This window comes from Paenibacillus sp. JZ16 (assembly GCF_015326965.1).
GTDB lineage: Bacteria > Bacillota > Bacilli > Paenibacillales > Paenibacillaceae > Paenibacillus_AQ.
In genome coordinates this window covers 4452501-4467692 of the sequence record NZ_CP017659.1, presented here as the reverse complement: position 1 = coordinate 4467692, position 15192 = coordinate 4452501, and the positions used below count along the sequence as shown (strand labels likewise).

The window sequence follows — 15192 nt, the reverse complement described above, 5'->3', positions numbered from 1 at the left end:
GGATGAGGTGTGGTATGGAAATTTCAACAATTATAGGCTTAATAATCGGTATCGTCGCGGTACTGGTGGGCATGATCCTGAAAGGTGCCTCCCTTCTCGCTTTGTATAATCCGGCAGCCTATCTAATCATTCTTGGCGGTACGGCAGCAACTTTATTCATCGGATTTCCGCTAGTCGAGCTAAAAAAGATTCCGAAGCTGGTCAAGATGACCTTCGTGAAACAGAATCTGATGGACAAAACGGATATGATCAAGCTGTTTATGGAGTGGGCTTCGATCACACGCCGTGAAGGACTTCTGGCTCTGGAAACCAAAGTCGATGAAATCGATGACAGCTTCCTGCGTAATGGGATGCGCATGATCATCGACGGCAACGATCAGGAATTCGTACGTGACGTTTTAATGGAAGATATTAATGCCACCGAGGAGCGCCATCGTTCCGGTTCATTGATCTTCTCGCAAGCCGGTATGTATGCACCTTCCCTCGGGGTACTCGGAGCCGTTATCGGTTTGATCGCTGCACTGTCCCACATGGAAGATATGGGCGAACTCGCTCATGCTATCGGGGCTGCATTTATTGCTACCCTGCTCGGTATCTTCACCGGTTATGTTATCTGTCACCCGATTGCGAATAAACTCAAGCGTCTGTCCAAACGCGAGGTTGAAATCCGCCTGATGATGGTAGAAGGCCTGCTGTCTATTCAATCCGGTGTATCCACCATTGCAATCAATCAAAAGCTCTCCGTGTTCCTGACACCGTCCGAACGGGCTGAGCTCAGCGAGAGGGAGGCTGGTGCTAGTGAGCAAAAAGACTAGGCACGAGCCGCATGAGGAGCATGCCGACGAATCCTGGCTTCTTCCTTACGCAGACCTACTGACCTTGCTTCTGGCCCTGTTCCTGGTGCTATACGCCATGAGTGCGACAGACGCACGCAAATTTCAAGAAATGAGCGAAGCCTTCAGCGTTGCTCTCACTGGCGGGACCGGCGTGCTGGATTACAGCAAAACGGAACCCAGCGATGATCCGCCCAATATTAAAGATCATAAAGCGACATCCCCTTCCGTTCCCGCAACAACACCTGACCAACGACGTGCTGAGCTGATGCGTCAGGAACAACAGGATCTGGAGAAGTTAAAGAAGCAGCTCGATAATTATATTAAAAATAACGGTTTAACCTCGGAGCTCAGCACCAAGTTGAACCACTCCCAGCTTGTCATTACAATACGGGATAACGCCTTGTTCCCTTCCGGCGAAGCCGTTGTGAAGCCGGAGGCCCGCAAATTGGCCATGGCTATCTCACAAATGCTTCATAAGTTCCCGGACTATGAAATTATTGTATCCGGACATACGGACAATGTGCCAATCTCTAATAGCCGATATCCGTCGAATTGGGATTTAAGCTCGGATCGTGCCTTGCAGTTCATGAAGATTCTGCTCACCAACTCGGAGTTGGATCCTAAACGGTTCATGCCGATCGGTTATGGTGAATACCATCCGATTGCCGATAACAACACCGCTGCTGGGCGAGCGAAGAACCGCAGAGTCGAGGTTTCCATTATACGTAAATACCAGGATAGTGCGACCTTTACCAGCGTGAATGAATAACTCAACAGGGAACGGTCCCTACAGACTATAACACACAATAAACAACCGATGCATCTGGTCTCCAGATCCATCGGTTGTTTTGGTTTAGGGTTATAGATGTATTTCAGCCTGCTACTCGAGCCTATAGTTCAGCAGCCGACCAAGCTCTTCCTTCTCCTTCTCGTTAAGATCACGCCAAGCGCCGATGCGTTGACTGCCGAGACGGATATTCATAATCCGGATTCGCTGTAATTTTCGGACCTCATAACCAAAAGCGCTGCACATTCTGCGGATTTGACGATTTTTCCCCTCCGTCAGAATGATTCGGAACACTCGCTCAGACATTCGAGTGACCTCACAGGGCAGCGTCATCTCACCTAAAATCTTGACGCCGCTGGACATCCCGCTAAGGAAGGATTCCGTTACCGGGCGATCCACCGTCACAATGTATTCTTTCTCATGTTTCCCCTCGGAGCGAAGGATCTTATTGACGATATCCCCATCATTCGTCAGCAGAATCAGCCCCTCGGAGTCCTTATCCAATCGTCCGATAGGAAAAATACGCTCCTTATGGCCTACGAAGTCTACAATATTGCCCTTAATATGCGGTTCGGTGGTGCTTGTAATCCCGACTGGCTTATTAAGAGCAATATACACATGCTTCTTCTTATCTTGAAGCGGCTTTCCCTGAATCCGGACATCGTCTCCTTCTTCTGCCTGGCTTCCAAGGACTGCAACCACGCCATTGATGGTAACCTTCCCGCTCTCCACCAGCTTGTCCGCTTCACGCCTTGAGCAATATCCCGTTTCACTGATAAATTTATTGATTCTCAAGATGCCATCCCCTTATCTGTAACTACTTCTTGCTTATCCCTCGATCGCATTCCGCTGAATCGCAGGCAGAACTATACTCACCTTCGTTCCTGCTCCTACTTCACTCTCGATTTCCATCATACCCCGGTGGCCCTGAATAATACGCTGGCTTACCATCAATCCCAGCCCTGTGCCCGTTTCCTTATTCGTAATAAACGGTTCGCCAAGATGCGGCATCAGCTCCTCCGGAATGCCTTGCCCTTCATCCCGAATGTCGATTTGGACCCATTCACCCTTCGGCCTTGAAAGCTCAATCCAGATCCTCCCGCCATCCGGCATCGCTTCAATCGCATTCTTGAGCAGATTGATGAACACCTGCTTGAGCTGGTTCTCCTCACAGTGTACGTAGGTTAGTGCTTCAGTAAACTTCAATTTGAACTCGATGCTGTACAAATGGGCTTGGCTGTCGAGGAATGAAATGACATCTCTCATAATGATTCTTACATCCCTCTCTTGGAAATGAATCGCCTGCGGCTTCGCTAATATCAGAAATTCACTGACAATCAGATTAATTCGGTCCAGCTCCGACAGCATCAGATCAATATGGTCCGGATTGACCTTGTGGGTCTGCTTCTGAAGCTGCAGAAATCCACGGAGGGTCGTCAGTGGATTCCGGATCTCATGAGCAACGCCGGCAGCCAGCTGGCCAACAGTATTGAGCTTCTCCGAACGTCGCAGCAGCTCCTCGATGCGATTGCGTTCCGTCACATCCCGAGACACGCTAATCATGGAAGTAACCTCACCGTTCTCATCGCGCACCAGCGAGGTGCTGATGCTGACCTCAATAGCGCTTCCATCTTTATGAAGGCGGACCGTCTCCACTGGAGGAAGCCGTTCTCCGGCCCGCAGGCGGCGGATGCGTTCCTGTTCTTCTTCCTCTTTAGCCGGAGGGACAAGTGCAGGCTTCCGTCCAACCACTTCGTGCGCCTTCCAACCATACAATTGCTCAAACGCTTTATTTACACTAATAACCCGTTCATAGGTATCGGTTGTATGAATGGCGTCGGCTGTCTGATTAATGACAGACTCCAGATATTCCTTAACGGACTGATTCTCGTCGACCATTTGCTTCAACTGGCTCGTATAGTTGCCCAGATTACGTGTCATCGCATTGATTCGACCTGCAAGCTGACCCAGCTCGTCCCGGCTGCTTACCTCCAGCCTTCGATCAAAGTGACCATCCGACACATCATTTACAGTTCCAAGGATAGCCTGAATCGGCTTGGTAAAATACCCCGCAACAATATAACTGCCGAATATCACAATTTCCAATAAAACCAATGAGATCGCCACAAGACTGATCATCTGCTCTCTCATCACGGAGGAGATGGCTTCATAGTCCATAACGACACTAATGACACTGGTCGGTTTATTTTCGGATACGATAGGGATGAAGCTTTTTAGCACCTTCTTATTATTGATGGTGCTGACAAACACCACATTATCGCCGGTAGAAACAGCCTTCTGCACAGCTTCCGCATCTTGGTCCAGGCTCCCATAGTCATAGGTGCCGAATGTAATCGGTCGATTGCGAAGCTTGTGGTGAACGTCATCTGTTCCATCTTCCCTCATATATTCATTGCCAAACGTTTCAGGATTGATGCCTGTTACTTCCAATATCCGCGGATTCGACTTCAAGGTCTCTTTCACAACGGTGTCCGGACTTGTAATCTTCACAAAGTCCTTGATATTGGAATTCCTTATGTAGGGATCAATAATATAATTGCGCTTGCTATCGTAATAGTATCCCCATTTATCAATGAATTCCGGATTGGATGTGGAGAACTCAAACGGTCCAGACCAAAAATGATCGGAGCGCTGGCCCTCGGTAACTGAGACGACTTTACCATACTGGAACAATTCCAGAAAAGCCGTATGCCAATACCCCCAGTTCTTTGTTGAAAGGCCGATTTCATCTTGAGAGGAGGATCGGGCAACAACGATATCATCATTCGTCCGAACCATTAATGATATGTGAGTGACGCCAATCTCCTTACTCAATTCCACCAATTGCTGATTGGTTATATTGTTAATATCCGGATCCAAAGCTTTTGCCGCGTTGACCGCGGCCACCTTCAGCATATCGCCGAATATATTATCCACATATGCAGAACTAAAGCCGGTTTGCTGGACCGTAATGGCGATCTGAGTAGCGGCCATCACCATCTTGGTTTCACTATCCTGCTGCAAATTTTCCTGGGTCGTGTAATAGTTCAGCGTAATGTTGAGCAGAAGAATAAATAATACCGATATGGACATGATCATCGATAATTTCGTCTTAATCGACAAGTGGCATCTTCACCTTTCTGCTGTCACATAGACGACTTGCGAATCTAATACCCTCATGATACCTTGATCACGAACGTTTGAAAAGACAAGCAGCTTTATGGCTATATGGTTTTTTCCACAATCGCATTGCTATTGAAATAAGGAATCCTTACAATATAAGAGGTCATTCCCGGTAAAATAAACAACGTATCCACAGATTGCGCACAAATACACAACTTATCTGGGGATAGTGTGCATAACTTTGTGTATAATATTTTAGTTATCCACAATTCTGTCCACAACATGTTAACAAACGAATAAATGTTCGTTGAACATTGGGTATAAATACAGGGTTTTAACGGGCTGTGAAAGGAGACTTTAGTTTGATATCAAATTCAATAGACCCACTGGCTGTGGATAACGATAATCATGAGCACTGGATGAGAGAAGCCATTGCAGAAGCACGGAAAGCTGAAGAGCTCGGTGAAGTTCCGATTGGTGCTGTCATCGTGCGGGGCGATGAGATTATTGGCCGTGGATACAATTTGCGTGAAACGACTTACGATGGTACGGCCCATGCCGAGATGGTAGCTATTCGGGAGGCAAGCCAGCATCTTGGAGCATGGCGGCTGCTGGACTGCCGATTATACGTGACGTTAGAACCCTGTCCCATGTGTGCAGGAGCTATCGTCCAATCCCGGGTCCCAGAGCTGATCTATGGTGCTGGTGATCCCAAAGCCGGTTGTGCCGGCACATTGATGAATTTGCTTCAAGAGCCGCGTTTTAATCACCGGACTAACGTGGTTCAGGGCGTGCTGCAGGAAGAATGCGCATCACTGCTCACTCAGTTCTTCCGACGTTTGCGCGGGAAACTATGATCCTTATGTAGAGTAAAAGTATAACAACGTAAAAACCCGGCCATGACGGCCGGGTTTTGTTGTCTGCGATGAATAATATTAATAAGTGCCCATTTGGCTCATGGATTCCTCAAATTGCTCCATCGTGATGACATCAGCATCTTTTGGAATACCGATTTTGAATTCTTGTTTAGCGTTGATGTTGTTGTATTGGGTGCTACCCTTCACAGCCAACTTCACGTTCTCATTGGTTTCTGGATCGTTGAAATCAACGTTCAACACAACATCCTGATATGCAGGGAAATCCTTTTTATCGATAGCTGTGTTGATGTTGAATGTGTTGATCTTCAGATATTTCTGCATCTCTTCCAAGCCCGCTTTGAATTCATCTTGGTTAACGTTAGATACTTCAGCTTTAGCAGCATCGATATCTTCTTGGGTCAGACCCAGCAATTCGCGGTACTCGTCTTTAGCTGCAATGTCAACAACCTTAGGTGCAACCTTGTTTACCATAATATCCAATGCTTCATTCAGGTTATCATTGGTTACAAAGAATTGAACCACTTGTTTAGCGTCAACGCCTTCTGGAAGGCCAGCATCTTTAACATTGATCTCTTTGAAGTATTTCGCTTGGTCATACTCGCTCAACAAGGCTTCAAGGATTTCGTTAACGAATTTCTGGGACTTCTCAGTATCCAGGCTTTCTGGGCTAAACGTTTCACCGGATTGCTCAGCAAGCTCTTTCATGTCCATCATGAGGAACTTACCAACAACGTCCTCTGGGAATGGCAGCATTGGAATGCTTGGAACTTTAACGTAGATTTTCTCTTTCGTCATCACCATATCAATATTGAAGGACATCGCCATGTCACCCTTCAGATTGATACCCATGTTCATCTCGGTTTGCATTGGATCAGCTTGGTAGATACCATCAAGCGTAACCTCAGCATTCTTCAACATCGTCATCGCCTGTGTTACGCTTGGATCGCCTTCAACTGCAGGTATGTTAACTTGAAGGTCTTCAATGACAAATTTACTCTTCATTTCGTAGGATGTCATCTTCATCGCGTTCGTAGCAGCATTCGTCATCGCTGCCTTAGGCTCTTCTTTTTTGGCGCAGCCAGAAAGTACAACTGTCACTGTGAGCAGCAGTGTCAGCATGATAGCTGCAAACTTCTTGTTCATTAAAATTTCTCTCCCCTCTAACAGTCAAAAAAATAACAGACCTTCTAATCATAAACCATTTAACCAAAATGAGAAACACTTTCTGGAATATTTACTGAAATTTTATTTCCTTTCTTTTTCCATCCATCTTAATTTCAAACTTCTTAACATGCGAATAAGGTGGGGCCCCAAAATATTACACTTGAACACTAATACGGAAGTTGGACGCAAAAGGTTTCAAAACGAAAAAAAGAACTTCCTGTCGAATGACAGGAAGTTCCCTCGATTCTTGCTTTCTAGCCTCTCAGTCTTCACTCTACAGGCTTCTAGCCCTCCGGATTGAAATGTCCATCCTGTTTACGGATCTTCGCTCTGTGCGAGCCTGACAGCGGCTCCTGGCCGCCACGGTCATGGTCCTTGCGCTGCTTCGGCTGCTCCTGTGCTTCCGGTACCGGAATCGCTTTTGGTTTGCTCAACTGATAGCCCTCCATTTCATGGATCACAACGATGTCTTACGCTATCCTGCCTTTGATGTCCATACCATGATGGACAGTATGGAAACTGTCTCGCTCATTTATGGAACTAGTGATGCGTGATTTGCTGCAGCGTTTGGGCACACTCATGGATATGGCGCGTATAATCGCCGACCATGCCCTGAATGTTCTCATTACGCTCATCCGTCGTTGCACCATCACGCTCTACATCGACCAAATCGACCTTCACTTCCCGTGAATCCACATACGTGCATTGAAAATCAAATGAATACTCCTGGCGACCTGCTGCATCAATGTGAATGCGGATGGCGTTCGGGTCCCCTTCGTCTGCAGCCACTTCTGCGCGATCTCCCGGCTTTAATATGGTGGGCAGCCTTTCCTGCCAGGCATTGACCAGCGTCGACTGATCCACATTCAGTTCTGAGTTCATGTTCACACCTCCCCTTCTCTATAAATTGCGATAACAGGGGATGTTTTATACAGCCTCCTCCATAAAGCACAAACCTACTGAAGGGAAGACCACGCAATGATTCCTCATAAAATAGAGCAAAAAAACCGTTTCCCTAAGGAAACGGTTTGCGTTTGATATGTATGGCGGAGAGGATGGGATTCGAACCCATGTGGAGTTGCCCCCTAACGGTTTTCAAGACCGCCCCGTTATGACCGCTTCGGTACCTCTCCATGTGGTAATGATCCATGCAAATGAATCACGTGCAAAAATCATTATACCACAAGACAAACTGTTTTATCAACTTATTTTTTCTGGTCGATGATACTAACGTTCCCCATGTACGGGCGAAGTACTTCAGGAATAACGACGGACCCGTCAGCCTGTTGATAATTCTCCAGAATCGCAGCGACGGTACGTCCAACCGCAAGCCCGGAACCATTCAAGGTGTGGACAAATTCAGGCTTGCTCTTCGGTTCCGGACGGAAGCGAATGTTGGCACGGCGTGCCTGGAAGTCCCCGATGTTCGAACATGAGGAGATTTCGCGATATACGCCGCTCTCCGGAAGCCAAACTTCCAGATCGTATGTCTTCATCGATCCGAAGCCCATATCCCCAGTACAGAGAGCCATGACGCGATAAGGAAGATTCAGCAGCTGAAGCACGCGCTCCGCATCCGCCGTCATCTTCTCAAGCTCATCAAACGAAGTTTCCGGGTGTACAATTTTCACCATCTCAACCTTGTTGAACTGATGCTGACGAATAAGTCCCCGCGTGTCGCGCCCTGCCGCGCCGGCTTCCGAACGGAAACAGGAGCTGTACGCCACGTAATATTTAGGCAGATCCTCGCTATTTAAGATTTCCTCGCGATGGTAGTTCGTTACAGGAACCTCAGCGGTTGGGATCAGGTAATAGTCGGTATCGCTAATTTTGAATAAATCCTCTTCGAATTTAGGCAGCTGTCCTGTTCCGTACAAGCTGTCCCGGTTGACGATATATGGAGGCAGCATCTCCTCATAGCCGTGTTTGTCGCTGTGCAGGTCCATCATGAAACTGATCAAGGCACGCTCAAGACGAGCACCTAAACCTTTGTAGAACGTAAACCGCGAACCCGTTACCTTCGCACCTGCTTCAAAATCCAAAATACTCAGATTCTGAGCAAGCTCCCAGTGAGCCTTAGGCTCGAAATCGAAAGCTTTTGGCTCCGCCCAGCGGCGGATTTCCACGTTCTCCTCCTCCGAGGCGCCTACAGGCACACTCTCATGAGGGATATTCGGAATCGCCAAAGTAAGCTCGGATATGCTGGCTTCCAGCTCACGAACTTCCTCATCCATCGCTTTAATCTGGTCCGACACTTGGCGCATTTCCAGTATCAGATCATCTGCATTCTCACGATTCTTCTTCAGTTTGGCTACTTCAGCCGACACGGTGTTGCGGCGATTCTTCAAACTTTCGCTTTCCTGCAGCAATTCCCGGCGCCGGGCGTCAAGCTTAGGAAAATCCGCAATCAGATCGAGCGATTTGCCTCGATTCTTCAGCGCTTCTTCTACACGACTGTACTCGCTGCGCAATATTTTTACGTCTAACACGGGAAACCCTCCTAAAGTAAAACATCCATCAAGTATATCGAAGCAGCTGCCCTATATGTTGATAAAAAGCCTTGGGACAAGGCTGCAGTGTACATTATTACATACGATACATCTTATTGTATTTCAGCGAAAAAGACAACTCGACCCCCACATACTGCCAAAGAGTCAAGATGTCTTCTACTGTAACTATTACGTCTGTGGTGCCGTAGACCGGGATCGAACCATCTCCACAAAATATTGATGAAGTCGATAATCGTCCGTCAGCTCCGGATGATAGGAAGCTGCAAGCAGATGCCCCTGTCTGGCTGTAACGATCTCATCCTTATAAGTGGACAAGACCTCAACGCCCGCACCCACCTCCAGAATGAGCGGCGCACGGATAAAGACTGCCCGTACCGTTTCCTCGATTCCTTTTACAGGCAAATCGGTCTCGAAGCTTTCACGCTGACGTCCAAATGCGTTCCGTGCCACCGTGATGTCCATCAGCTTCAAGTGAGCCTCTTCGTCGCCTTGAATTCGTTCTGCGAGCACGATCAGTCCGGCGCATGTTCCGAATATCGGTTTGCCCTGGGCTGAGAACTGACGAATCGCATCCATAAAATCATACTTGCGCATCAGCTTGCCGATGGTGGTGCTCTCACCGCCAGGAATAATCAAGCCGTCAATGCCGTCCAACTGCTCGACCTTCTTGATCGGCACTCCCTCGGCACCAGCAAGCGTGATGCTTCGAATATGCTCTGCAACGGCACCCTGAAGTGCCAGTACGCCGACCTTCATGTTACCCCTTCTCTCTTACCAGCCGCGATCCTGCATGCGCTCAGCCGGACTAAGCTTGGATATCTCGATGCCTTTCATCGGAGTACCCAGGTTCTTGGATACTTCAGCAATCAATTTATAATCATCATAATGCGTAGTCGCTTCAACGATCGCACGAGCGAATTTCTCAGGGCTGTCCGATTTGAAAATACCGGATCCAACAAAGACGCCGTCAGCGCCCAAATGCATCATCAATGCGGCATCTGCAGGTGTTGCCACGCCGCCAGCTGCAAAGTTAACGACAGGGAGCTTGCCCGTCTCATGAATGCCCTTCAGGAGGTCATAGGAAACACCGAGGTTCTTCGCTTCCGCATACAGCTCGTCCTTCGACATGTTGCGAACTTTACGGATTTGACTGTTGATAAGGCGCATATGGCGAACGGCTTCCACGATATTACCTGTTCCCGGCTCGCCTTTCGTACGGAGCATGGAAGCACCCTCACCAATACGACGCAGCGCTTCGCCAAGGTCCTTTGCACCGCATACGAACGGTACCGTGAAATCCCATTTATCGATATGGAACACTTCATCCGCCGGTGTCAGCACTTCACTCTCGTCGAGATAATCCACGCCAAGAGATTCAAGGACTTTCGCCTCGACGTAATGACCGATACGAGCTTTGGCCATAACTGGAATGGATACAACTTTCATGACTTCCTCAACGATGGTTGGGTCAGCCATCCGTGCTACGCCCCCAGCAGCGCGAATATCAGAAGGAACGCGCTCCAGCGCCATAACTGCCGTTGCGCCGGCAGCTTCAGCGATCTTTGCTTGTTCCGCATTCATGACGTCCATAATGACGCCGCCTTTTTGCATTTCCGCCATACCTCTTTTTACAGTTGATGTTCCTGTTTCCATGTCCCCTAGCCCCCCGATTATATGTTGTATCTCATCGCCATTACAGCATTCCCTGGCGATATGGACTGTACCTGTATAGGTGCATACTTGCAATGAATCTAACTCGATATTTTACCGCATCAAAATCAAATACACAACCCATTTACTCGGAATTTGTCGGCTGTTAGAAAAGATTTTTGATGGAATCAAACAAATCGGCAAAAAAGTCTCCAATGGCCCGCAGGAACAGCTTGAACCAGCCGGCCTTCTCAACTTCCTCCGCTGTGATTAAATTCACCGTTTCGGTCTGAGCTTCCTTCATGCCTTCTATTTTATAGGTGTAGGTTACCGTGCCCACCTTCGTATCTTTAGCAACAGGCGCCGTCATGCTGGAGGAGTCCAGCTTGGCTTCGAAGGTAATGTTCTTGCCGCTTGATCCTTTTGGTACAACAAAAGTGAGAGCCTTGTCGGTTACGAGCGCAGCTTCTTTGCCTTTGCCCTTCTTCACTTCGACCGTTTCAAAGCCTTGCACGGTTGCCCCGGCAGCTTGGACTTCCTTCACTTCAAAGTTGTCAAAGCCGTAATCCAGAACTTTTTTGGTCTCTTTAAAACGGGCACCTTCAGATTTCGTACCCATAACAACACTAATCAGACGCATACCATCGCGTTCAGCGGTACCAGCAAAGCAATAACCCGCCGCATTGGTATGACCGGTTTTTAAACCGTCCAAACCTTCATACGCATAGGACTTAAAGTTTGTAATACTTTTATTAGCCTCAAGCATCCAGTTGTAGTTGATAATCGGATTCGTGTCGCGCGGCCGGAATTTATGGGACTGAATGGCCGTAAATCTCGAAAAATCAGGATGATCCTCAACGATATATTTGGCAAGTAGAGCGGTATCCATCGCCGACATTACCGTTTCCTTATCCTCCGCAGGACGATACTTCTCTGGCATATCGGCACGGCTCAGGCCTGTGGAATTAATGAAGAAAGCCGTCTTCAGCCCCATCTTCTTCGCTGTATCGTTCATCATGGTAACAAACTCTGCCTCGGAACCAGCCACACGTTCCGCCAATGCTACTGTGGCATCATTTGCTGAACCAACAGCCATGGCTATGTAGAGTTCTTCCACTGTATGTTGATCGCCTTCAGCCAAAAATATGCGTGATCCTACTGTCTTGGCTGCATTCTCCCCTACAGTGACCACATCATCCCAAGCCAATTCGCCTTGCTTCACTTTCTCTGCAACGATGTATTCCGTCATCATCTTCGTCATACTCGCCGGTGGTAATGCTTCATCAGCATTAATTGATAATAGGACCTGTCCTGTTGATGGCTCGATCAGAACAGCGGAGCTTACATCCAGTCCAAGCTGATCAATGGATGGCACTTTATCCGGTTTCTCAGCATTGGTTGTCGCTTTCTCTGTTGTCGCTTTGTCCTCTGTGGCTTTCGTCGTATCCGCTGTTACCAGCATATGAGGCGCCGCAAGCGAAACCGCAGGCGCAGCAGAGAAACACAGTATATTAAACAGCATCAAGGATGCCAGCGTTCTTTGAATGCGTTGTCGCTTATTCTTCTTTACAGACTTGTCTATCAATGGAATTACTCCCCTCTAATTCTCAATAAGTCATTAACTTGTTCTATTCTATCATAGGGGGGGTATCAAAAAAAGACAAGCTAGATGAATTTCATCCAGCTTGTCCAGGAAATAAATGACATATATATTGTTTATCCTTGTTCTTCCGAGTGAATTACAAGGAATAGTTAGGTGCTTCTTTGGTAATTTGGATATCATGCGGATGGCTCTCGCGGAGTCCTGCACCAGAGATACGGATGAACTGGGTGTCATTCCGCAGTTCCTCCAGGTTTTGTGTACCGCAATAGCCCATACCAGAGCGCAATCCACCGATCAGCTGATGGATGGTATCTGCCAAAGGCCCTTTGTAAGCAACACGGCCCTCGATGCCTTCCGGTACCAGTTTCTTGTCGTCATCTTGGAAGTAACGGTCTTTACTGCCTTGTTTCATGGCAGCAAGGGAACCCATACCGCGGTAAGCCTTGAAACGGCGTCCTTGATAGATCTCAGCTTCGCCCGGACTCTCCTCCGTACCGGCAAACATGCTGCCCAGCATAACTGCACTTGCTCCGGCTGCGATCGCTTTTGTAATTTCACCGGAGTATTTGATGCCGCCATCTGCAATAATCGGCACTCCGTATTCCTTAGCAACCGTTGCACAATCATAAATCGCTGTGATTTGCGGTACACCAATCCCGGCAATGACACGCGTCGTACAGATCGATCCAGGCCCAATTCCGACTTTAACGACGGATGCACCGGCTTCGATAAGCTCTCTTGTACCCTCGCCTGTAGCCACGTTACCAGCGATAATCGTCAGATCCGGATACACTTCGCGCAATTTCCGAACGGAATCAATGATATTGATGTGGTGACCGTGGGCAGAGTCAACGGTAATGACGTCTACGCCAGCTTTCACAAGCGCTTCTGCTCTTTCGAAGGTATCTTTGGAAATTCCGATCGCTGCACCTACAAGCAGGCGGCCTTGAGCGTCCTTCGCAGCTCTAGGGAACTGAATCGCTTTCTCGATATCTTTAATCGTGATAAGTCCTTTAAGAACATTATCTTCGTCTACCAAAGGCAGCTTCTCAATCTTATGCTTCTGCAGAATCATTTCGGCATCTTGAAGAGTCGTTCCGACCGGAGCTGTCACCAGATTCTCGCTGGTCATTACTTCACTAATTACCGTATTGTAGTCATGAACAAAACGAAGATCACGATTAGTCAAAATACCGATCAGCTTATTGTTCTTATCTACGATCGGTACGCCGGAAATCCGGAACTTACTCATGAGTTTCTCTGCATCGGATACAAGATGATCAGCATGGAGTGAGAACGGATTCGTAATAACACCACTTTCCGAACGCTTAACCCGATCTACCTCTTCAGCTTGTTGTTCAACGGTCATATTTTTATGAATAATGCCGATTCCGCCTTCTCTAGCAATGGCAATGGCCAAAGGAGCTTCCGTTACGGTGTCCATTCCTGCACTGATGAGCGGGATATTCAATTTTACATGCTCGCTCAATTTGGTGCTAACATCTACTTCTTTTGGAAGCACCTCGGATTTTCTAGGAACCAACAATACATCGTCAAAAGTGAAGCCTTCCTTGCTAAACTTATCTTCCCACACCTGGGTTATTCCTCCTTTTTGTCGTCTTCCTGCGGACTACAACTACTGTCAGAGCTGGACCGGACGGCATTTTCAAGTATTTTCAGAAATATATTATTGCCATCTTAGCAAAGGGCCCATAGGCTGTCAAGGATTGATATTCGCCCTTTGCTCGAAGTTCGCAAGTATCCATCCAGCGCGTTATCCTGTCTCTTTGGAATGGACAAACAGACCGGGTTTCTTCTATTAAATGGAGACTTACCCAGGTTAAAGCCCTGTCTGCCAATACGCCAACCCTTGAGGCACCATCCTAGGGACAATGAATCGCTGTCGTTTAGTATCACCCAACCCCGTACGGGATAGTCCTCGATTTCGCAAACACATGTTATTGAGTATAGGAAAAGACCGCTATCGATGACTCGATAACGGTCTTTATGGTTGTTCGCTTGGCGACGTCCTACTCTCCCGGGACCCTTCGGTCCAAGTACCATCGGCGCTGGAAGGCTTAACGGTCGTGTTCGGTATGGGAACGCGTGGAACCCTTCCGCCATCGCCACCAAACGGCTCAGATGCTTGATCACCTGAAAACTAGATACGAAACGAAATTTGCGTTGATTAGAATCCGTAGCATTACCCGATGTGGTATCGGGGTCCCCGAAAAGTATTCGGTGTCAGCTTCAAAGCTTCACTTCACTTTTTGGGGTGATTTGGATAAGCCCTCGACCGATTAGTATTGGTCAGCTCCATGCATTGCTGCACTTCCACCTCCAACCTATCTACCTCGTCGTCTTCAAGGGGTCTTACTAATTGGGAAATCTCATCTTGAGGGGGGCTTCACGCTTAGATGCTTTCAGCGCTTATCCCGTCCGTACGTAGCTACCCAGCCATGCTCCTGGCGGAACAACTGGTGCACCAGCGGTACGTCCATCCCGGTCCTCTCGTACTAAGGACAGCTCCTCTCAAATTTCCTACGCCCACGACAGATAGGGACCGAACTGTCTCACGACGTTCTGAACCCAGCTCGCGTACCGCTTTAATGGGCGAACAGCCCAACCCTTGGGACCTACT

At 48.0% G+C, this 15192-nt stretch carries 13 protein-coding genes, 1 tRNA gene and 2 rRNA genes (1 of these 16 cut by a window edge); 3 read left to right on the top strand and 13 right to left on the bottom strand.

Features of this window, described 5'->3' with window-relative positions; translation table 11 throughout:
• Positions 1-14: 14 nt before the first annotated feature.
• Both motA and motB read left to right on the top strand, forming a co-directional pair.
• Entirely contained in the window at positions 15-815 is an 801-nt protein-coding gene (motA, locus tag BJP58_RS20310) for a flagellar motor stator protein MotA (protein ID WP_100541615.1), read from the top strand.
• The gene (motB, locus tag BJP58_RS20305) at positions 799-1605 is read left to right on the top strand and encodes a flagellar motor protein MotB (RefSeq protein WP_194540326.1); all 807 of its coding nucleotides are present in this window, start codon (positions 799-801) and stop codon (positions 1603-1605) included. The genes motA and motB overlap by 17 nt, the downstream gene beginning before the upstream one ends.
• A 111-nt stretch (positions 1606-1716) precedes the next feature.
• Here motB and rluF read toward each other — a convergent pair whose 3' ends face one another.
• Together rluF and BJP58_RS20295 are read right to left on the bottom strand one after the other, a co-directional pair.
• Positions 1717-2418: a 23S rRNA pseudouridine(2604) synthase RluF gene (rluF, locus tag BJP58_RS20300; RefSeq protein ID WP_071221114.1), complete on the bottom strand. Its 702-nt coding sequence runs from the start codon at positions 2416-2418 to the stop codon at positions 1717-1719.
• Between the two features lie 33 nt (positions 2419-2451).
• The gene (locus BJP58_RS20295; protein WP_194540325.1) at positions 2452-4746 is read right to left on the bottom strand and encodes an ATP-binding protein; all 2295 of its coding nucleotides are present in this window, start codon (positions 4744-4746) and stop codon (positions 2452-2454) included.
• Between the two features lie 362 nt (positions 4747-5108).
• Here BJP58_RS20295 and tadA point away from each other — a divergent pair, with 362 nt between their 5' ends.
• Complete coding sequence (gene tadA / locus BJP58_RS20290; protein WP_259445554.1) at positions 5109-5603, top strand: tRNA adenosine(34) deaminase TadA; 495 nt, start codon at positions 5109-5111, stop codon at positions 5601-5603.
• A 78-nt stretch (positions 5604-5681) separates the two neighbouring features.
• Here the strand turns inward: tadA and BJP58_RS20285 are convergent, their stop codons facing one another.
• From BJP58_RS20285 to BJP58_RS20235, 11 genes are all read right to left on the bottom strand, one after another.
• Entirely contained in the window at positions 5682-6767 is a 1086-nt protein-coding gene (locus BJP58_RS20285) for a hypothetical protein (protein ID WP_071221111.1), read from the bottom strand.
• Positions 6768-7072: 305 nt separating this feature from the next.
• Positions 7073-7222, bottom strand: a complete 150-nt coding sequence (locus BJP58_RS20280; protein WP_098741251.1) for a small acid-soluble spore protein P — start codon at positions 7220-7222, stop codon at positions 7073-7075.
• Between the two features lie 106 nt (positions 7223-7328).
• Entirely contained in the window at positions 7329-7670 is a 342-nt protein-coding gene (locus BJP58_RS20275) for a hypothetical protein (RefSeq protein WP_194540324.1), read from the bottom strand.
• Positions 7671-7832: 162 nt separating this feature from the next.
• Positions 7833-7921: transfer RNA gene (locus BJP58_RS20270), tRNA-Ser, on the bottom strand.
• Between the two features lie 72 nt (positions 7922-7993).
• Positions 7994-9277, bottom strand: coding sequence for a serine--tRNA ligase (gene serS / locus BJP58_RS20265; protein ID WP_194540323.1), 1284 nt, complete (start codon positions 9275-9277; stop codon positions 7994-7996).
• 189 nt (positions 9278-9466) lie between these two features.
• Positions 9467-10054, bottom strand: a complete 588-nt coding sequence (pdxT, locus tag BJP58_RS20260; protein WP_194540322.1) for a pyridoxal 5'-phosphate synthase glutaminase subunit PdxT — start codon at positions 10052-10054, stop codon at positions 9467-9469.
• Between the two features lie 15 nt (positions 10055-10069).
• Positions 10070-10951, bottom strand: coding sequence for a pyridoxal 5'-phosphate synthase lyase subunit PdxS (pdxS, locus tag BJP58_RS20255; protein WP_071221106.1), 882 nt, complete (start codon positions 10949-10951; stop codon positions 10070-10072).
• A gap of 163 nt (positions 10952-11114) precedes the next feature.
• Positions 11115-12533 carry a D-alanyl-D-alanine carboxypeptidase family protein gene (locus BJP58_RS20250; RefSeq protein WP_194540321.1) on the bottom strand — a complete coding sequence of 473 codons (1419 nt, stop codon included), beginning with the start codon at positions 12531-12533 and terminating at the stop codon, positions 11115-11117.
• Positions 12534-12687: 154 nt separating this feature from the next.
• On the bottom strand, positions 12688-14145 hold the full coding sequence (gene guaB, locus BJP58_RS20245; RefSeq protein ID WP_071221104.1) for an IMP dehydrogenase: 1458 nt from the start codon (positions 14143-14145) through the stop codon (positions 12688-12690).
• 423 nt (positions 14146-14568) lie between these two features.
• A 5S ribosomal RNA gene (gene rrf, locus BJP58_RS20240) occupies positions 14569-14685 on the bottom strand.
• Between the two features lie 146 nt (positions 14686-14831).
• Positions 14832-15192, bottom strand: a 23S ribosomal RNA gene (locus BJP58_RS20235) (it continues 2567 nt past the right edge of the window).

Bases quoted from the DNA above. Each gene is read 5' to 3' on its own strand.
- BJP58_RS20275 (WP_194540324.1), bottom strand. From the start codon at position 7,670: ATGAACTCAGAACTGAATGTGGATCAGTCGACGCTGGTCAATGCCTGG.
- motA (WP_100541615.1), top strand. From the start codon at position 15: ATGGAAATTTCAACAATTATAGGCTTAATAATCGGTATCGTCGCGGTA.
- BJP58_RS20285 (WP_071221111.1), bottom strand. From the start codon at position 6,767: ATGAACAAGAAGTTTGCAGCTATCATGCTGACACTGCTGCTCACAGTG.
- pdxT (WP_194540322.1), bottom strand. From the start codon at position 10,054: ATGAAGGTCGGCGTACTGGCACTTCAGGGTGCCGTTGCAGAGCATATT.
- pdxS (WP_071221106.1), bottom strand. From the start codon at position 10,951: ATGGAAACAGGAACATCAACTGTAAAAAGAGGTATGGCGGAAATGCAA.